The 17,352-nt window shown below is 28.8% G+C and carries 24 protein-coding genes and 1 pseudogene; 19 read left to right on the top strand and 6 right to left on the bottom strand.

The window, feature by feature from the left end:
- Window positions 1-298 precede the first annotated feature (298 nt).
- The 3 genes and pseudogenes from AXY43_RS26755 to AXY43_RS26765 all read left to right on the top strand — a co-directional run bounded on the left by AXY43_RS26755 (window position 299) and on the right by AXY43_RS26765 (window position 2,031).
- On the top strand, window positions 299-511 hold the full coding sequence (locus AXY43_RS26755) for a hypothetical protein (RefSeq protein WP_012058502.1): 213 nt from the start codon (window positions 299-301) through the stop codon (window positions 509-511).
- 129 nt (window positions 512-640) lie between these two features.
- Window positions 641-1,261, top strand: a pseudogene (locus AXY43_RS26760) (polysaccharide deacetylase family protein); the annotation flags it as partial.
- Between the two features lie 77 nt (window positions 1,262-1,338).
- Entirely contained in the window at window positions 1,339-2,031 is a 693-nt protein-coding gene (locus AXY43_RS26765; RefSeq protein WP_012058503.1) for a L,D-transpeptidase family protein, read from the top strand.
- Between the two features lie 42 nt (window positions 2,032-2,073).
- Here the strand turns inward: AXY43_RS26765 and AXY43_RS26770 are convergent, their stop codons facing one another.
- Window positions 2,074-2,259 carry a hypothetical protein gene (locus AXY43_RS26770; protein WP_012058504.1) on the bottom strand — a complete coding sequence of 62 codons (186 nt, stop codon included), beginning with the start codon at window positions 2,257-2,259 and terminating at the stop codon, window positions 2,074-2,076.
- Between the two features lie 368 nt (window positions 2,260-2,627).
- Here AXY43_RS26770 and AXY43_RS26775 point away from each other — a divergent pair, with 368 nt between their 5' ends.
- From AXY43_RS26775 to AXY43_RS26800, 7 genes are all read left to right on the top strand, one after another.
- Window positions 2,628-2,972 carry a hypothetical protein gene (locus AXY43_RS26775; protein ID WP_012058505.1) on the top strand — a complete coding sequence of 115 codons (345 nt, stop codon included), beginning with the start codon at window positions 2,628-2,630 and terminating at the stop codon, window positions 2,970-2,972.
- A gap of 528 nt (window positions 2,973-3,500) precedes the next feature.
- A complete protein-coding gene (locus AXY43_RS26780; RefSeq protein ID WP_012058506.1) occupies window positions 3,501-3,800 on the top strand; it encodes a hypothetical protein in 300 nt (99 codons plus the stop codon).
- A gap of 229 nt (window positions 3,801-4,029) precedes the next feature.
- Window positions 4,030-4,305 carry a hypothetical protein gene (locus AXY43_RS26785; protein WP_012058507.1) on the top strand — a complete coding sequence of 92 codons (276 nt, stop codon included), beginning with the start codon at window positions 4,030-4,032 and terminating at the stop codon, window positions 4,303-4,305.
- Window positions 4,306-5,677: 1,372 nt separating this feature from the next.
- The gene (locus tag AXY43_RS28595; protein WP_009168799.1) at window positions 5,678-5,812 is read left to right on the top strand and encodes a hypothetical protein; all 135 of its coding nucleotides are present in this window, start codon (window positions 5,678-5,680) and stop codon (window positions 5,810-5,812) included.
- Between the two features lie 97 nt (window positions 5,813-5,909).
- Window positions 5,910-6,173 (top strand): hypothetical protein, encoded by a 264-nt coding sequence (locus tag AXY43_RS26790; RefSeq protein WP_009168800.1) that lies wholly within the window; start codon window positions 5,910-5,912, stop codon window positions 6,171-6,173.
- A 186-nt stretch (window positions 6,174-6,359) separates the two neighbouring features.
- Entirely contained in the window at window positions 6,360-7,175 is an 816-nt protein-coding gene (locus AXY43_RS26795; protein WP_009168801.1) for an MBL fold metallo-hydrolase, read from the top strand.
- Window positions 7,176-7,518: 343 nt separating this feature from the next.
- Complete coding sequence (locus AXY43_RS26800) at window positions 7,519-8,583, top strand: hypothetical protein (protein WP_009168802.1); 1,065 nt, start codon at window positions 7,519-7,521, stop codon at window positions 8,581-8,583.
- A gap of 491 nt (window positions 8,584-9,074) precedes the next feature.
- On the opposite strand, the gene AXY43_RS26805 is transcribed toward AXY43_RS26800, so the two are convergent.
- Together AXY43_RS26805 and AXY43_RS28290 are read right to left on the bottom strand one after the other, a co-directional pair.
- Window positions 9,075-9,269, bottom strand: coding sequence for a hypothetical protein (locus AXY43_RS26805; RefSeq protein ID WP_172462734.1), 195 nt, complete (start codon window positions 9,267-9,269; stop codon window positions 9,075-9,077).
- 38 nt (window positions 9,270-9,307) lie between these two features.
- Entirely contained in the window at window positions 9,308-9,481 is a 174-nt protein-coding gene (locus AXY43_RS28290) for a hypothetical protein (protein WP_009168804.1), read from the bottom strand.
- Window positions 9,482-9,643: 162 nt separating this feature from the next.
- Between AXY43_RS28290 and AXY43_RS28295 the strand changes: the two genes are divergently transcribed.
- The 7 genes from AXY43_RS28295 to AXY43_RS26825 all read left to right on the top strand — a co-directional run bounded on the left by AXY43_RS28295 (window position 9,644) and on the right by AXY43_RS26825 (window position 13,844).
- Window positions 9,644-9,808 (top strand): hypothetical protein, encoded by a 165-nt coding sequence (locus tag AXY43_RS28295; protein WP_009168805.1) that lies wholly within the window; start codon window positions 9,644-9,646, stop codon window positions 9,806-9,808.
- Window positions 9,809-9,933: 125 nt separating this feature from the next.
- The gene (locus AXY43_RS26810; RefSeq protein ID WP_038457525.1) at window positions 9,934-10,320 is read left to right on the top strand and encodes a hypothetical protein; all 387 of its coding nucleotides are present in this window, start codon (window positions 9,934-9,936) and stop codon (window positions 10,318-10,320) included.
- Window positions 10,321-11,167: 847 nt separating this feature from the next.
- Entirely contained in the window at window positions 11,168-11,320 is a 153-nt protein-coding gene (locus tag AXY43_RS28300) for a hypothetical protein (protein ID WP_023976701.1), read from the top strand.
- 527 nt (window positions 11,321-11,847) lie between these two features.
- Complete coding sequence (locus tag AXY43_RS28305; protein ID WP_023976700.1) at window positions 11,848-12,024, top strand: hypothetical protein; 177 nt, start codon at window positions 11,848-11,850, stop codon at window positions 12,022-12,024.
- 87 nt (window positions 12,025-12,111) lie between these two features.
- The gene (locus AXY43_RS26815; protein WP_012058511.1) at window positions 12,112-12,747 is read left to right on the top strand and encodes a chloramphenicol acetyltransferase; all 636 of its coding nucleotides are present in this window, start codon (window positions 12,112-12,114) and stop codon (window positions 12,745-12,747) included.
- A gap of 123 nt (window positions 12,748-12,870) precedes the next feature.
- Window positions 12,871-13,155, top strand: a complete 285-nt coding sequence (locus tag AXY43_RS26820) for a hypothetical protein (RefSeq protein WP_012058512.1) — start codon at window positions 12,871-12,873, stop codon at window positions 13,153-13,155.
- A gap of 170 nt (window positions 13,156-13,325) precedes the next feature.
- Window positions 13,326-13,844 (top strand): HTH domain-containing protein, encoded by a 519-nt coding sequence (locus tag AXY43_RS26825; RefSeq protein WP_012058513.1) that lies wholly within the window; start codon window positions 13,326-13,328, stop codon window positions 13,842-13,844.
- A 224-nt stretch (window positions 13,845-14,068) separates the two neighbouring features.
- Here AXY43_RS26825 and AXY43_RS26830 read toward each other — a convergent pair whose 3' ends face one another.
- Both AXY43_RS26830 and AXY43_RS26835 read right to left on the bottom strand, forming a co-directional pair.
- On the bottom strand, window positions 14,069-14,269 hold the full coding sequence (locus AXY43_RS26830; RefSeq protein WP_105412454.1) for a YvrJ family protein: 201 nt from the start codon (window positions 14,267-14,269) through the stop codon (window positions 14,069-14,071).
- A 97-nt stretch (window positions 14,270-14,366) separates the two neighbouring features.
- Window positions 14,367-14,894 (bottom strand): hypothetical protein, encoded by a 528-nt coding sequence (locus AXY43_RS26835; RefSeq protein ID WP_012058515.1) that lies wholly within the window; start codon window positions 14,892-14,894, stop codon window positions 14,367-14,369.
- A gap of 374 nt (window positions 14,895-15,268) precedes the next feature.
- Here AXY43_RS26835 and AXY43_RS26840 point away from each other — a divergent pair, with 374 nt between their 5' ends.
- A complete protein-coding gene (locus AXY43_RS26840) occupies window positions 15,269-15,511 on the top strand; it encodes a hypothetical protein (RefSeq protein WP_078115686.1) in 243 nt (80 codons plus the stop codon).
- A 59-nt stretch (window positions 15,512-15,570) separates the two neighbouring features.
- On the opposite strand, the gene AXY43_RS26845 is transcribed toward AXY43_RS26840, so the two are convergent.
- Entirely contained in the window at window positions 15,571-16,158 is a 588-nt protein-coding gene (locus tag AXY43_RS26845) for a sigma-70 family RNA polymerase sigma factor (protein WP_105412455.1), read from the bottom strand.
- Window positions 16,159-16,313: 155 nt separating this feature from the next.
- Here AXY43_RS26845 and AXY43_RS26850 point away from each other — a divergent pair, with 155 nt between their 5' ends.
- Window positions 16,314-17,210, top strand: a complete 897-nt coding sequence (locus tag AXY43_RS26850; RefSeq protein WP_105412456.1) for an N-acetylmuramoyl-L-alanine amidase — start codon at window positions 16,314-16,316, stop codon at window positions 17,208-17,210.
- Window positions 17,211-17,352: the final 142 nt, after the last annotated feature.

Consider the following 17,352-nt stretch of genomic DNA (forward strand, 5'->3'; position numbering starts at 1 on the left):
ATAATAATACAATATAATTATATAATATTCAATATTATATAAGAAATACCACATTGTGAGGTGAAATTTTGTCAAAACATTAATTATGATTATAGGATATAATTGACAACTTGATATTATTTAAAAGAATATGTAAATATTAATTTAATAATTATCTTAATGATACACGTGATTTGCAATTAAATAGGTACTACGAAGTGTTTTAAATTACCACAAATAAAGAAGACAAAAAAACAAACAATAAGAAATATAAACTAATTCATCAATGAAAAAAGCAAGCTGGATTGGAGGAACTATTATGAGACGTAAATTAAAATATATTTTAATCTTTGCTTTTGGTGTATTGCTTATTGGTTGTAAGTTCGGTAAAACTGTACCTTCTCCTGAAAATCAAATAAATAATGAACAATCAGAGGCAAAACCTGATGAATCAGATGAGAAAGAATTAGGTGAAAAATCTAGTAATGAACCAAGTAAAAATTCTGATGGAAATAAAGAAGAAAAGAGCTAGGCAGAATCTAAAGAAAACAATAATGAAGCATCATCTGAAAAATCCAGCCAAAATGTTACTGAGAAATCTGATGAGAAAGCTACATCTGAATCACGCGAAATAGTCGAAGAAGATAAGACTGTTGCAACAAATAAGAAAAAAATTATTTATTTAACATTTGATGATGGACCAAGTTTTACTGTGACAAGTAATGTTTTAGATATATTAAAAGAGAATAAAGTAAAGGCAACATTTTTTTTGATTGGAAATCAGATTAAAGGCAGGGAAGCGGTGGTAAAGAGAATTTATAATGAAGGAAATAGTTTAGGCCTACATAGTTATACACATGACTATAACATAATTTACAGTGATGAAGATAACTTTATTAAAGAAATGATCGATTGCAGGAATGCAATAAACAAGGTTGCTGGAATAACACCTAATATAATTAGGTTTCCAGGCGGCGGTCATAAACGTTTAAGTAATAATTTTCTTAAAAAATTACATGATAAGAATTTTAAAGTGTATGATTAGAATTTGGAAAATAGTGATGGATTAAAACCTAAAACATCATCATGTGAATTATATGAAAAAGCTATAAATGGAAGTGAAAATAAGAATAAGATTATATTGCTTTTGCATTGCACAAACAATCACCAAAATACGTGTAAAGCTCTTCCTCAAATAATAAAATACTATAAATCAAGAGGTTATGAATTTAGAACAATAACTGAAGAAACAAAAGAGCTATATTTTCCAATAAAGAAATAAATCGTATACAAAAAGTCTAAAAAGATATCGTAACGTGAAGATATTACAAATAGGGTAGATGAAACGGAGTGTAACAAATGAAAAGAAGAAGATTTATTAGGAACACTATTTTATTAATTATATTTGTTTTTATATTAAATTCATTGAGGTATGCAGTTAATGCGGAATCAAAAATTCATTCTAATAGTAATATATCTATATTAGTTGATATTAGTGAAGAAAGGCTTTATTTAATAGATACTGAGAAAAATATAATATTAAAAAAATATACAATAGCTAGTGGTAAACAAGAAACACCTTCTCCGGTAGGTACATGGAAAGTGGTACGTATGGCTAAATGGAGTGGAGGTTTTGGCACAAGGTGGATTGGATTAAATGTACCTTGGGGAATTTATGGAATTCATGGCACAAATAAACCATACTCTATTGGGAGCGAAGCCTCCCATGGATGTATTAGAATGCGAAATAAGGATATAGAGGAATTATATGAGTATGTAAAGCGTGGAATGATAGTATGCATATACGCAGGCCCATATGGCCCTTTTGAAAAAGGATTTGTAAATTTAAAGCCTGGCGATAGAGGGGCGGATGTTTTAGAAGTGCAAAGAAAAATGAAAGAAAAAGGCTATTATCCTAAAAATTTAGATGGAATATATGGCGAAGGAATGAAACTGTATGTAATAAAGTTTAGGAAAGAAAATAACCTTAAAGAATGTCATGATATTAATAAAGAGTTTTATGAAAAACTTGGGATTACTTTGGTAGATTAAATCTTTATCCAATTATTATATCATCATCAACAGCATTATTATTCATGTTGTTATTATTGCTGTTATTTTGGTTACCATTATTGTTATTACTAATAAACAGCCTATGCCCACAATGAAGTTTCCAAGGACGTTTAGCTCTTCAGCATTTTTACCTTTTGCAAGAGAAATAACAATTGCATTTGTTAAAATTAGAGAATCTTCAGGAGTTAAGTTTTCAAAACCTGTCATTATTTACACCCACTTACTATAACATATAATTAATAATTATGACATTTGATTAAATAATATGAGTATGGGTGTTAAATAAATAGTTGTATATTAATAATATATTATTAGTTTATTAAAAAGCATTATTTAATGTAATTATAAAATTATGAGAGGTAATAAAAATGTATGTAATTAAAAAGTTCATAGAAACGATTTTGATATCTTATACTATTCTCTTAAAATATATGTTAACTTTATGCGAAAGTTCTTTGAAAATTGAATGTGCGATGTTTACAAAGTTCGGTATAACAAGTATATACTTGTATAGGTTATAAGCATAAATATTATTAAATTTATTGGACATAATAGTACCGAAAGGTGGATATGCGATGAAAAGATTTACTGTTTTATTATTGGTCTTTTTATGTTTAACGCTTACTGTATTCGGAATAAAACCTGCATTTCCAGTTACAATCAGTAATACATTTAACCAAGGTATTTATAAAATATCTGATTTTAACCCTTCGAAAAACAGTGTTTATTCAGTTCAAAACGTTTCATCAAAGGATAATATGTCCATTATTATTACGGATGAAGAACAAAATATACTTCAATCTATACGACTAAAACCTAATTCAGAAAAGCATAACACAATACCTATAGGTCCTAATGACACAATTATATTACTTGGTAAAGGTGCAGTTTTTGTTAATCCATTGGAACTTACAGAGTGATGTCGTTTAATTATTAATTAGCAAAATAAATAATAAATTAGAATATCGCACTATTCGTAAAACTGAGAATAGATTTGCGATATTTTTTTATTTAAGATACTGTTTCGTAATAATCTAGACAAAGAGATGAGGTAATGCAATGCAAACATTAAGCAAAACAGCAGAGCAATCTAGAAAATGTCCTAATGTTAAAAATTGCAATAATAAGAGAATTGAAGCATGTGCATTAGCTGAGTTACCTAAGCAAACATAGATTGCAGTACTACTAATGAATAATACAATTACACCAATTACTGGATTTAAGGTGTTGCTAATACAAATAAGAAAATTTAAAACAAGATCTATTAATGGTTTAAGTTTTGTGTTGGTTTATATTGATACTAGGGTTTATGGGAAATGATTTTTTAAATTGGAGGAATTAAATATAATTAAAAAATTTTATTATAACTATATCATCTTCATAATTGATCCACAATTAAGATGTAGAATAAACACATAAAGAGAAGACAATTGAGGGAGTGATATACAATGAAAAAGAAAGTTATGATTCTAGTATTAGCAATCATAGTAACTGTAAGTGGCATGTCACTTGCATATGCAGAAGGTGGCAATAATATAGATTCTAATAAATTTAATGGACAAGATAGTGGGGTTAAATCATTATCAGATTATAGAGGAAATATGATGAGCCTGATGGGGGATGGAGTTCAATCAGATGATGATATGAATAAAATGATTGAATTAATGAAAGAGAATGGTTTTACTGATGAAGCAAATGCTATGAAAAATAGAGATTTTAATACCATGAAAAATTTAATGGCTAACTAAGTGATGATGATTATAGCAAGATAATTGATATAATGCAAAATAATAGATATGGATCTATGGCTAATATGATGAAATCTGTAGGCAGAGAAAATATGGCAGAATTTCATAAAAATATGGTGGGTTATTAATATTTAAAGTTTAAAAGAATTAAAATAGTTAAGTTCGCCTGGCACTTTTATAATAAGTATTGTATATAAATAAATTATAAGCAATTATTTAGGCAATATTTATGGATATTTTCGATTTATCGCCAGAAGAACTCACTGCCTTAACAGCGGTTCTATCTATAGGAATTGCAAAACAATATACTGAAGGTGACCAGTTAGGCGTATTGGCACTCTTTTTCACTAGTATAGGTGATATTCTGGCATTAATTCAACTACAGAGATTAAGTATAGCTGCGAGAGTTGAGAAGGTACAAAATGAGCAAAGTGCACAAAATACACAAAATGATAAAAGTACTCAGAATACTCAAAAACCTAATTTGAATGAAACAAAGGCTTAACGTTAAAACATTATGTATCATTAAAATGAATATATTTTTAATATATATGTAAATGTAATAATACACAAGCTAATGTAGAATTAATAGAATAAATTAGTAAGATGAGTAGGTAGTTTTAGTGATGAGTTTAAATTTAATTGTCAACATTAAAGACATAGACCATTATATATGTTCATAAGTATAGATACAAAAGACTTTGTGTAGATTACGCGAAGTCTTTTGTGTATTATATTAGAGGGGAAATATAATGATATAGTAATCTCAAGTTTAAGGGAATGTAATATTTAATTTTTATATGAATTTCTTAAGCTGATGACATTAGGAGAAAAGAAGGCAAGTACACTTCGCTAAGATAAGTCGTTGTCCCGTAAATGTCCAAGCTAAAATATTTATGGCCATGAATTTTTATGGTCTTTTTGTGGTTATAAAGATTTTGAGAAATGAAGGTTTATTCCTTAATTTCAGCTGGGACACTTCGGGAAACGTTATTTAGCAAAATGTACATGCCTTCTTTGTGGTAATGGGTTTTTCTGGTGCAGATTATAGAGAAGGTGTTATTATAGTTTTTGGTGTATTGTAATACTGGAGATAATGCTGCATGCCCAGATAAGAGTTTTTGTTGAAATGTGAGAATGGGGAGAGAAAGTTAATGTTTTTATTTTCAAAGAGGATACTTTAAATGTATTTCTAAATTCCAACTCCAGAAAGAGTCAATACGTAATAGCCACGGAGCTCTGCCCCTTGCTATTACATTGACACTTTCTTAAGAGAATGTTTTAAGTGTAGTGATTGGATTAAAGGCTGCGCCTTAAATCCAATGAACAATTGAAAGTTTACTAAATAGAGAATTAGTATAAATATTATAGAGAGAACCTGTTTGGTGTATTAAATGATTTATGGAGAAGTGATGCATACGCATAGGGAAAAGGGCGCCTTGGACTTGCCCTCACCAAGATAGAGATAAGGTTTGATGGGTGAGGGCAGGTCCACAATGTACATGCTTACCTGCTAGTCCTTTTTAGTAAAGGCGTTCTTTCCGCTTAAGAAATCCAATCACTAAAAATAATAGAAATAAATATTTAAGAAGAAATTATTTTTAGTGATACGATTTCTTGCGCTTCAATAACACTCATTACTAATAAGGACAGGCAGAAAAGCAAGCACATTGACGGCGCCCTGTGGAATAAAAGTTTTTTTAATAGTAGTTATAATGAGAGTAGAGTAGATTAGACAGAGTAAATTAAAATAAGAAATTGTTCTTTGAAAACTAAATAATATGTTATTTACAAAATGTGTTATAATATGTTCTGATAGTAGTTTTTGATAAAACAAGACAGATTTTTGTTTATAGTAGATAAAGGGAGTATTTTAAATGGGATGTATTAATATTAAGCGAATTTGGTCAGATGAAACCATGATTGAACTTGAATTTTCAGCCAATAATGCAAATATTTATTCACAATTAAATTTCTTTGTAACTGAAAATGAATTATTAGAAATTTATTAACTGAGGATCGTGCAAGTGTTCAAGGAATAGCTTTTAGAAACTAGTGTAATAATATTATAATTTTCAAGTCGCTGGTAGTGAAAATAAGAGGTGAAATATGATGGAGTATATAAAAGCACATAAATATTCATCTAATCACAGAAATCAATTGTTAAGAGATAAAAAATGTGGTTGCTTTTATTGTTTAAAAATTTTTAGTCCAAAAGAAATTGTAGATTGGGTTGAGGATATTGGTGGTACAGGTATTTGTCCGTATTGTGGTACAGATTCTATAATTAGCGAAAGTTCAGGATATCAAATAACAAAAGAATTCCTAATAGAGATGAAAAACTATTGGTTTAATAAAAACAATAATGAATAATATATTTAATATAGTACATTATCTTAAAGAAAGTCTGATATTTACATAATAGTTATAATTTAAAAAAGATAAATTTTGATTTATAAGGAAGGTGAATCATGAAAATATTTTTACGTATGCACCCAAAGAATCGTTTATCCTCTGTACAACCAAAAAATTAATTTTGTACAGAGGAGTGTATATTAAATGAATAGATTAAATAAGCCAGTTATTACGAAAGAAACAATCAAAGCAATGGAGGACATGTCATTTTTTACCCATGCTATGATTTTTGACGATTTACTAATTGTTGCACAAAAAGAAACAAATTGCTTTGTATTAAAGACAAGTGATGGGCTAATAGTAATAGATGCTATTTGGCCAGCAAAGGAAGCTTTTGATGCAATAGTAGCTGCGATTAAAGATGTAGGTTGGAATCCTTATACTATAAAAAAGCTGGTTTTAACTCATGGACATGTTGATCATACAGGCTGTGGAAAATGGTTTGTTGAGAAATACCATGCTTACACATATCTTTCTAAAATAGATGATATTTTTTGGGAGGAACATCCTACTAAGCCTGATAGACCAGAAACGTGGAAAGATTATAAAATTGATGTTTATGTTCAAGATGGTGATACCATAATATTGGGTGATAAAACAATATATGTTTATGGTACTCCTGGTCATACTCCAGGAGGATTAAGCTATATATTCCCTGTAAAAGATGATGGTGAAATCCACATGGCAGCATTATGGGGGGCTACAACTCCACCATGGACAAAAGATGAAGTACAACAATATCTTAAGTCCTTAGATTATTTTATTAGTGAAGCAATTAGTAAAAAAGTAGATGTGGCTTTAAGTAATCATACAGCTATAGATAATGGTTTGGAGCGTATTATGTATTCAAAAGTAAGAATGGATTATATGCCTAATATTTATATTATTGGACAAGATGGATTTCAAAAATATTGTCAGGTGTTTAGGACATTGAGTTATGATCTGTTGGAAAGATTATAAGTATAACACCAGGTCAAGAAAGTTCAATTTTGCCATATTGCTGTCACAAATCTCTTGCAATATATAAACACAAAGTAGTTAAACATTATTTATCCCCTATTAAATAAATATTAACCAGTATTCAGAATGGTCTATTCACAATAATAGATCATTCTTTTTTTATTATAATAAAGTTAAATCAATGTATAATTTTTATATATGTAAGTAAAGCAATATGATAACTACAAAGTTGCAATTGAAAATATTAAGTTATACAATAAAAAAATAAATATTGAAGAAAAAATTAGAGTAATTGTACAGTTATAGCATGTTTTATTATTGGAAGAGTTGGGGGAAGATTAGATTGAAAGGTATTTGTACATTAGAACAATTACAAGATGAAGCTAGAGCGGATTTGGGATACAGAAATGCAAATAAGGTTCCATTTCTTAAGACTAATGTTTATAAGGTAAGAAAGAGGATGGAAAAGAATAAGTCAGGAGGTTCAAAAGTAAAAGAATATGTATGGAATCACAATTTGAGGAAAAAAAATTTATCTTCATTAATCAGAGAGATCTATGATTGTGAAGAGCATTGCTTTTTGTATAAAATCTTTGGAATAGAGCAAACCAAGTTAAAACTTGAAATTTCATTTGCTGGAGTAAAGTTGCCTAAAGAAGCATACAGTGCTTCTTTTAGTGATTATCTTGAAGTTGAAAATTTGAAATTGCTTTCTTCAGTTGAAGATTTTGAAATAGTAATACAACCCGATTCTATTGATGAGCCTGTAAATATTGCGAGAGAATGTAATATGATAGGCGATATTATTACAATAGATCATTTTGCACCTGGAATCTTTTTTAAATGTGACTTTGATTATGTACCCAATATAGATGGTTGGACTATTATTGAGTTTTCAGAACGAACATTAGAGTGCAATGCATATGGATTACCAATAGACAATGATTATCCCATGTGGGTAGAATATTTGCTTACAAGTTATGTTATGTACAACATTGGAAATGAAAGATTGGCTTTTTTTTCTGCTTTTGCGGCACTAGACCAATATATAGAAATGCTATATGCAAATCTAGAAACTGCGTATTATAACTTACTGCCAAGAATAGGAAATGCTGAAGTATTTGATAAATACTGTGATAAAATTGAAAGATATCAAAATATGAATAGGCGAATTATAGATGAGAAATTTAAAGATGTAATACACGAATGTGTTGTAGATTTTGAGAAATATGGTTATTTGTATAATAAGCTATATGACTATGAGAAAATGCGGAACAAAGTTGCTCATTGCGAAGAAGGGTATTCAGATGGTAATTATTTAGATTTAGTGTTTGTTATTATTGAGATTATTTATTTGACAGGGACAGGAACAGAATTAGTAGATAATATTTTTGAGATATATGAGTAAGAGCACCTTCGGGTGTTTTTTTAATATCTATGGATTTTGTGTCTTTAAAACCAATTATATCAATAGTTAAGAGGCTGTTGGCTTATAAAAATATGATTAGGAATGAGCATGCGCAGCCACTTTGTTCTCTATAGAGCTAGATAATTTATGGTATATGGAAGTGCCAAAAAGGAAATTTTAAACAAGCTCCATTAATAAAAATAATTTCAATAAATGGATATAGCGTTGAATAAAGAAAAGTTGGATTTTAAGATTATAGTAATGGAACTTATCTAAAATAATGTTTTTTGGGAGAGCAATTATACCAATAGAAAATAAATATTGTAAAGGGGAAATTCGCTGCGCTCACCCCTGTACAATATTTATTTTCTATGGGCTTAAGTATTTGCTAAAAAAACAACATAAGCTTGTCCTATAATTTTAGCAGTTAATTCTGTAGTTTGTGGAATATTAAAAGAAATAAAATAATCCTGGAGAGGACCTCTCCAGGATTATTTTATTTCAATTTCAAGCTGCATTGGTCTTGTATCAAGATAATGTTCATATTCTATTTTATAGTATATGATTAACTTTCTTCTGCCCTCATATGGTAGTGTATTTACAAGTGAATCAAATTGAGCTTTTGATACAAAGCCTTTTTCTTTTATAAGCCATGTTGCAAATGTCATTAGATTTAATCCTTTCATATAGAAACTTTTAGAAGGGGATAGAGATGCGTATTTCTCTAATCCCATTCAGTCTGTAGGTAATTTATAAAGTATTGATATTTTTCGTGATAATATAAATCAGTTCTTTTAGATTCTTCTTTTGATAAAATAGAAAGCCATTCTTTATAGTGTCCGTAGGAATTAAAAGCTTCTTTAGTAGTAAGCCATTTTGTAAATGTGAAGTTTCTCATATTTTTTCAAATCCTCTCTTAACCTTATATTATAATTATTGCCAATTACGCGAACAAATATTCGTATGCGTTTGTACTTATTTGTATATATTTTTTAACTATTTAAGTATAAGAAATTTGATTGTTGGCTAGAATATTTTACAGATAAGGAGTGGAATAATAATGGAAAATAGAAATAGAATAAAAAAAGAAAAACCACCAACAAAGCAACTTCATGTGGAATGTGAAATCAAGTTATATGAAGACTTTGAGGCGTATTGTCATAGGAATGGAAAAGATGTTAGTAAAGCGATAAGAGGGTATATGAAACTATGTATTGGAGAATAAATTATAAATAATGAAAGTACCTGAAAAGGTGCTTTTTTGTACATAAATAATGTCTAAAATTTATGTAAGTGGGCATAATAAAAATATGGTAGGAGAGGAACTAAAAAGAAAAGGTGGCCATAAAAGTGGAAAAGAGAAAATATGAATCAAAAACATTAATAGCAGAGTACAGATATTTAAGCGAAAATAAAGAATTCAGATTTTCTGAAACAGCGTATAGACTAAAGAATGGATCAATAATTATTGAGTATGAAGGCGCACCATTAAGTCTTTATGGATTGAAATTAAGTTATAACAAGAATATAGCAAGAAAAGGAATATTCAGTGTTACAAGTGATGATTATGAATTTTGGAAGTCATTTAGAGGCAAAATTGAGGGTAACAGTTTTGTAGATTATGAAGCTGAAAGAAATGAAGATATAGAAAAAGCCAGGGAAGAATATTATAAACAAGTAAATGCAGAACATGAAAATATATTAGAAAGTTTATCATGCGAGGAGCTGTCATACTAAATACATAAGGGGAGAAATCCCCTATATATAAAGAGATAATAAGGACAAGCACTTAGCACTAGGAACCTATGATTAAAGAAAATAATATAAGCTATATTCTTAAAGGTTCAACCGATAAATTAAAAACAGCATGTCCAATCAAGCGGTATAATATCACATAGATTTTTCATATTAACTTTACCTATTTATTTAAAAGGCAGGTCAAGACCAAAAGCGAAGCGTGTCTTGAGCTACATTTTAAATAAATGTACCATGTTATATGAAAAAACTATATAAAATGTATAATCTAGAGTTTATCAATGGGGGCGGTCTTGGACTGGCTTTTCTAATACTTCTGCATAATTAGATATAGGTAACAGCTCTGAAAATCGTATCAGTAAAAATAATTTCCCTGTAATACAATTTATTATTTTTAGTGATTGGATTTTTAGAGAGGAAAAACCAGATAATCAAATATTACAGAAATAAACCTAAGCCTGTACAAGATAGGCACGCCATCACATTACTAATGCTTTCTTATATAATTGTGATGGCATGTCTAAGCCCCCAAAATTCTTGTCAGCTTGTCTGGCCAACTAAACATTATCTTTACATTTTCCTATACCAGAAACATAATTTAACAATGAACTAAAAAAGAACCATAAACAAAAATTCCAGTCAGAGGGGTGGCTAAGTATTCTTATACTAATTTTTAATGAGACAATCCAATTACATATTCATACATTTGGATATAATCATTCAATTAGCCATCCCGAAGTGCCCCACCGGGAACCCAAACAATGGGCTAGTCTAATGCGTACAGATTCTTACTTTGTAAAAGGTTCCGAGTGATGAGGAGACTTTTACAATGTTAGAAGCCTGTAGCTATATGACCTGTCCATTTTTGGGTGGTGGATATGGCACACAAAGAACTCTAAAGCAAATAAACTTGTCCTTTAGAAAATGCGTATATAGCTATACCAATAATAGCTATAACATAAAGACCATAGATAAAGTATAATTAATTAGAAACTAGTTAGTGGTATATAAAGATAATTTAAATTAAGCACGTAGAAATAAAACTAAACTAATAGAGTGGCGCAGCCACAAGGAGAACGTAGTGCTCCAATATATTTATTCCTTGCTGCCGCAGGCTACAACAATTAATGAGAAGTAGAGATTATAAATGTTTAGACTATACCCCCATAATATATAGGTACTAAAAACAGTAGAATCTATAAACTAGCTTGAACTTCTCTTCCTTAGGAGCGAAGCGACGTTGTTGGATTACAAAAGATGGACTGAATGAAGCTATACCTAGATTTGAAAATACATTATGGTTATAATAGCTTTATTCTGTCCATCTTAACTCCTTATATTATTTTAATTTGTTACATAATAATATTGATGCAATAATATGAAAACTTGTAAATAAATTCAGTTGTAATATACTAATAATTATATAAAGTGATATTAAATAGTTAAAAACTCTAGGCTTATAAAAAATTATATTAAAAGTAAACAATTTATGTGGTTAGGAGAAAGCTTATGCAAATTAATTATATGACTCTAATTATGAATTGGATCAATTTTGGGTTAATAATTTTAATAATAATAGGAATATATAAAGGGGTAAACGCATTTAAAAGTTTTATAAAAAAGAATAAACAAATGAATGAAAAATTGGACATCATTTTAGAGACACTCGAAGAAAACAAGAAATGAATTTAAGGTGGCTTTTTTAAAATATTTCTTGATAATAAATTATTGTGCAATATAGATAATAAAATTTTAATGGAGAGTGATATCCTAATGAAATTTATAGATATAGAAAACTGGAAGAGAAAAGATCACTATAATTATTTTAAGAAAGTTGATTACCCGCATTTTAATATTTGTGGAAACCTTGATATTACAAAGTTTTATAGATATATTAAAGAAAATGATTTTCCGTTTTTTGTATCAATGTTATATGTTTCCACAAAAGCAGCAAACAATGTAAAAGAATTTAGATTTAGAATAAGAGAAGATAAGGTGATTGAACATAAAACTGTAAGCCCTTCTTTTACTGTGATGACAGAGGGGGAAATATTTAGTTTCTGCACATCTAATTTTATAGAGGGATTTAAGGAATTCAAAAATAATACATTAAAGGAAATTGAGAAGGTAAAAAACAACGTTATTATAGAAGATGAACCAAGGCGTGACGACCTATTATACATTACCAGCATTCCATGGGTTTCATTTACTAATATAACTCACCCAATTCAGATGAATCCTGTTGATAGCATACCAAGAATATCATGGGGGAAATACTTTGAAGAGAATGGTAGGATTAAGTTGCCAATCTCTGTACAGGTACATCATGCCGTGGTTGATGGAATACATATTGGACAATATTTTAATATCATTCAAGAAATTTTAGATAATCCTTTGAATTACCTGTAAAATTTATTTCTAGTAGAAATTTTTATATTATGTCGAAGAATAATATTCTTAAATTGTGTCATAACAGTAAATTTATTGTTCATTAATAGAGTGGGAATTTTGATAAAGGAGGGGGAGCAGCAAGTGAAAGAACTAAAGAAGTATATTATATTTGTAATAATAGTGTTGGCGCTTGCAGGAAGTTATTTATTTTGCCATTCAACACCTGAAAATTCAATAAGAACACACTTGTTTTTTAACGGATATTTAGTAAAGGCGTTAAAAACAGATATATATATGAGTAATGAAACACTATGGAAAGGTAAATATTACTGTGAAAATCCAGGAATTGGACCTGATTTTATAGCTGTAGAGAAAAGTGATTTAGGATTATGGTATGTTGATCTAAAAAATAGTGGAGGTAGCTAATGTTATAAAGAGCAAATGTATATTTTGTCTTAAATCATAAATTATTAAAATCAAATAATAAATTGTAAAATTGCATTATTCAAGATGATTGAATTTGCGACTTTTTAGTGCACAAATCAAATAAAATGCAAAATAAGAATAAACTATAAATATTATAAAAGGAGGCTATAATGGAAATTAATTCAATTAAGACTATCGTTTCTACAAACTTCAATCAAACTGAAGATGTTATAAGAAAAGATATAGAAAATTTGCTTGAAAAATATAAAATTGAACTGAAATCTTTGAGTAAGATGATAGGAGTAGATTATGTTTGGTTGAAAGATTATATGGATGGAAAAAATAAATTATATGATTTTTTTACCAATATCGTAAATTCTGGTGAGAATAATGAAGAGAGTTTGAAAAATTCCAATATTCCGAACCCTTCGCATTTATGCAACATGATTTTCATGCTATCTGAAGGGATAGGGATGGTAAATGAAGATGATCGAGTTAAAGGGGTAATAGATGTGCTAATAGCTGAGTTTGGAATTAGCTATGAAACATTAGCTATATATTCAGGACTTGAGCTACGAGATTTGCAAAGTTTTATGAATGATACTAATTCTGTTTCCTGCGAGAAAAAATATAAGTTAGCAGTAGCAAGTCTATTTTTGCATTATTTATGTAAAAAGCCATCAAACTAATTCATTACATTCTTATAAAATATAATAGTAAATTATTGTGAAAGAGAGTATTAAATTTTCAAAGATGAGTTTATATCAAAGTAATTAACTTTTTACATAGTATTCTTAACTTGCGTATGCTTTTATAATATAAATTCATATTGAACTATTTCGTTTTGCTCTCATAATATGAGCAAGATTTAAAGGCGATAAACACTAATAATCAATGTTTATCGCCTTTTTACTCATGCCACTTTATGAGAATCATCAGTAGAATTATCTGTATCGATAGCAACACCAAGTTTAGCTGATATTATGGTATTTAACTTATTAATTGAACTTGCTAAGCTAACAATTTGCTTCTCTAAGCGTATTAGCAAATATGCAGACACTGCCACTGGAAAACCATTATTAACAATAAGGTTAATTAATTTATTTACTTCCATAAATCTATCACCTCCTATAATGGATATATGAAATAAAATATATTAGTTCATATTTAGGAAATAAATAATTATGTGAAATTAAAATAGATAAATTAAATTATTGAGTGCCGCCTTCGTTTGCAATGTGATTATGATAATAATTTATAGCAATATCAACTATGGTACTGACACATACATTTATATCAGGATGTATGCTCTTTAATTCATTTATTTTTCTTATGGTAGAGCTTCTAAGGGTGTAGCTTCTTTTAATATTTGGAGTTTCACCATCAATGGCAGGAGTAGCACCATTAGGCAGTGGAGTTCTTCTATTATCAAACAGTTCTTTAGTAGAGCTTAAAGTATTTTTTATTTCTAAGGAGTTGGTTATATTATTTTCAAAATTGCTGTTAATAGTAGAAGCAGTATTAGCTTGAGTATTGGTTTTAGGATCTTCTTGAATAACAGTATTATTAGATTTACTATCAGAGCTATTTTGAATAATATTAATATTAGAGTCATCATCAAAAGAGAATGAAGAAATGCAGTCACCAGCTATAGGAGTTTCGCTAGTAAATCCATATACTTCACCTTCATCATATTCAAAATCATTTTTAGGAACCTTTGATGTTTTTCTTCTAGCCATAAATTATATACCCTCCTTAGCCTTATTTTTATGTATCCTCGTAAAGGATATATGGTTATTTATTAGAGATTCTAAAATTCTAAAGAATTTATATGTAATGATCCTAATTGCAGCATAACTGCTTTTTTTCAAGGTGTATATTTTTTAGAATTTTAGAATAAAAGAACTTGAGAATAATGGAATTTAAGAATACGAGAACTTAAGAATACGAGAACTTAAGAATATAAGAATTTGCTTGTAAAATGCGGGCTAAGAGATTATGCATACAAATTTAATCATTATTTTAATGTTATGTTACAGCATAAAACATATATCCATAATAGCAGCTGCTAAATTTTGAAGCTGTAAATAAATTATTGGAGTGTGTTGTAAAAATGATTAGAGATGAAATTAAACTTAATTCAGAAGAAGGAGAGATTTTTGATAAAAAGCAGATTGCTTTAGCAATTAGGAATTCTACTTTTAATGATGAACTCCAATGTTCTTTAATTACTGAAGGAATACTTAATAAATGTGAAGGATGTTCTCTTAAATATATTTGTGATAGCATTGATCAAGTAGCTCAAAACTATATTGATAAGACTACAGATGTTATTAATAATTTTAATTTTGAATAAGTGGATATAGATTAATATAGTTATATAAAATAAAAACTCCTAGGTTAGCCTTGGAGTTTTTACGCTTTGATGCTTTCATAATAATGCGATATATTGTTTAATATTTTCTTTAGAATAGTGTTCTTTTTTAGGATAGCAGTAGAGTAGCACATATTTTTAAAATAAGCATATTCTTTTACAGTATAATTTTTATAGAATACATAATCTATGAGTTCAAGCTCATCTTCATTTAAATTCTTAAGGGCTAATTTTAAATCTTCATAATCACACATTTCACATAATGATACTTCAGTGGAGATTTCTTCTGAAGGAAGATTACTTTCAAAATTATCATGTAAACTTAATGCATCACTACCTTCAGTAGATCTTCTAGTTTTAATTCTTTTGATTAAATCACTCATATTATTTTTAATGGCATTAGTAGCATAGGCAACGAATCTATGCTTTTCTAAATTGTACATGTAAACAGACTTAAAAAGTGATTGGTAACATTCCTGCATAATATCATGTGCGTTATATCCATCAATGAAAGTTCTTTTAGAAATATTATAAATTAAAGTCCTGAATTCTTCAGCTAATTTTTCTTTTGCTTCTTCATCATTATTTTTACACTTGATAACTAAAACTTCAATATAATTAAAATCCATATAAGCCTCCTTCTGCAACTAAGAGTTATGAATTAAATATTTTACATATATTGTGTCTAATGTTAAATTTACCTCTACATATAGTATATATGGTTAAAATTCATATAACGTATATGAGTAATTAAAAAATTAAGAATTATAGGGAGAGATGTAAAATGAGCAATTTTATAATAGCTGCAGGTCATACCGCTAGTGGTAATGTTGGATGTGGAGTTATTGATAAGTTAGATGAGAGCAATTGTACAAGAGAAATTGGAGCTTTAGTTGCACAGTATTTACAGGAGAAAGGCTACGGTGTTAACTTACTTAGGATTGATAAGAGCAATAGCTATAACTGTGAAGATTGTTATGAAAGAGCAAATCAAGCTAATGAAATAGCAAAGACAAAAGATATAAAACTTTATGTTGAGATTCATATTAATGCAGGAGGAGGTAGTGGCCCTGAAGTATTAGCATTTGGAAAATCAGAAGTAGCTAATCAATATGCTGCTAAAGTATGCAATGAATTATCAAGTACTCTGAACTTACCTAATAGAGGAGTAAAAACAAGAAACTTAATTGTTCTTAACGAAACTATTATGCCTGCAATTTTAGTTGAATGTTTATTTGCTGATAGTGATGATGCAAATAAATATAATCCGGAAGTAATTGCAAGAGCTATTGTTAAGGGATTAGTTAGAGACGATGGTTCTAGCAATGGAGAATGGAAATTTGGTTGGAATAGTAATGATGTTGGCTGGTGGTATTGCACGGATATAGAAAATAAATATTACTATACCTCATATAATGGTTGGAAAGAAATTGATGGTGAGTGGTATATATTTGATGGTAAAGGATATGCATTGCAAGATACCTGGTATTATGATACTAATAATAAGTCCTGGTACTACTTAGATTCTGATTGCAAAATGCTTAGGGGGAGTAAGGATAAGCCTTTGTGGAAGTGTATAGATAGTGGATGTTATGCTTTTGATGAACAAGGGAAGATGTATTGTGATTGTGTTACGCCTGATGGGTGGAAGGTTAATGCCGATGGTGCTTGGATAAATTAGTTATTTAGATTTAGAGGCTGATAGACATAGTGATTTTTATGTTTGTCAGCTCTTTTTAGTTTAGTTCTGGTAAAATGTTAGCTTATTAAGCGATAAAAAAGGTTAGTTTATTGTAATAATTATATGTAGCATCAAAGTATTA

Origin of the sequence: Clostridium sp. MF28 (assembly GCF_002969175.1) — a bacterium.
In the GTDB taxonomy this organism is placed as follows: domain Bacteria; phylum Bacillota; class Clostridia; order Clostridiales; family Clostridiaceae; genus Clostridium; species Clostridium beijerinckii.

What these genes read in the sequence shown, in the direction of transcription:
- AXY43_RS26805 (WP_172462734.1), bottom strand. Translation starts at nt 9,269, where the DNA reads ATGAAAGGATTAAATCTAATGACATTTGCAACATGGCTTATAAAAGAA.
- AXY43_RS28290 (WP_009168804.1), bottom strand. Translation starts at nt 9,481, where the DNA reads ATGAGAAACTTCACATTTACAAAATGGCTTACTACTAAAGAAGCTTTT.
- AXY43_RS26775 (WP_012058505.1), top strand. Translation starts at nt 2,628, where the DNA reads ATGAAAAGATTTACTGTTTTATTATTGGTCTTTTTATGTTTAACGCTT.
- AXY43_RS26790 (WP_009168800.1), top strand. Translation starts at nt 5,910, where the DNA reads ATGATGGAGTATATAAAAGCACATAAATATTCATCTAATCACAGAAAT.
- AXY43_RS26840 (WP_078115686.1), top strand. Translation starts at nt 15,269, where the DNA reads ATGATTAGAGATGAAATTAAACTTAATTCAGAAGAAGGAGAGATTTTT.
- AXY43_RS26845 (WP_105412455.1), bottom strand. Translation starts at nt 16,158, where the DNA reads ATGGATTTTAATTATATTGAAGTTTTAGTTATCAAGTGTAAAAATAAT.
- AXY43_RS26780 (WP_012058506.1), top strand. Translation starts at nt 3,501, where the DNA reads ATGAAAAAGAAAGTTATGATTCTAGTATTAGCAATCATAGTAACTGTA.
- AXY43_RS28595 (WP_009168799.1), top strand. Translation starts at nt 5,678, where the DNA reads ATGGGATGTATTAATATTAAGCGAATTTGGTCAGATGAAACCATGATT.
- AXY43_RS26770 (WP_012058504.1), bottom strand. Translation starts at nt 2,259, where the DNA reads ATGACAGGTTTTGAAAACTTAACTCCTGAAGATTCTCTAATTTTAACA.
- AXY43_RS26835 (WP_012058515.1), bottom strand. Translation starts at nt 14,894, where the DNA reads ATGGCTAGAAGAAAAACATCAAAGGTTCCTAAAAATGATTTTGAATAT.
- AXY43_RS26850 (WP_105412456.1), top strand. Translation starts at nt 16,314, where the DNA reads ATGAGCAATTTTATAATAGCTGCAGGTCATACCGCTAGTGGTAATGTT.
- AXY43_RS26795 (WP_009168801.1), top strand. Translation starts at nt 6,360, where the DNA reads ATGAATAGATTAAATAAGCCAGTTATTACGAAAGAAACAATCAAAGCA.
- AXY43_RS26830 (WP_105412454.1), bottom strand. Translation starts at nt 14,269, where the DNA reads ATGGAAGTAAATAAATTAATTAACCTTATTGTTAATAATGGTTTTCCA.
- AXY43_RS28300 (WP_023976701.1), top strand. Translation starts at nt 11,168, where the DNA reads ATGTTAGAAGCCTGTAGCTATATGACCTGTCCATTTTTGGGTGGTGGA.
- AXY43_RS26785 (WP_012058507.1), top strand. Translation starts at nt 4,030, where the DNA reads ATGGATATTTTCGATTTATCGCCAGAAGAACTCACTGCCTTAACAGCG.
- AXY43_RS26825 (WP_012058513.1), top strand. Translation starts at nt 13,326, where the DNA reads ATGGAAATTAATTCAATTAAGACTATCGTTTCTACAAACTTCAATCAA.
- AXY43_RS26765 (WP_012058503.1), top strand. Translation starts at nt 1,339, where the DNA reads ATGAAAAGAAGAAGATTTATTAGGAACACTATTTTATTAATTATATTT.
- AXY43_RS28305 (WP_023976700.1), top strand. Translation starts at nt 11,848, where the DNA reads ATGCAAATTAATTATATGACTCTAATTATGAATTGGATCAATTTTGGG.
- AXY43_RS26755 (WP_012058502.1), top strand. Translation starts at nt 299, where the DNA reads ATGAGACGTAAATTAAAATATATTTTAATCTTTGCTTTTGGTGTATTG.
- AXY43_RS26815 (WP_012058511.1), top strand. Translation starts at nt 12,112, where the DNA reads ATGAAATTTATAGATATAGAAAACTGGAAGAGAAAAGATCACTATAAT.
- AXY43_RS28295 (WP_009168805.1), top strand. Translation starts at nt 9,644, where the DNA reads ATGGAAAATAGAAATAGAATAAAAAAAGAAAAACCACCAACAAAGCAA.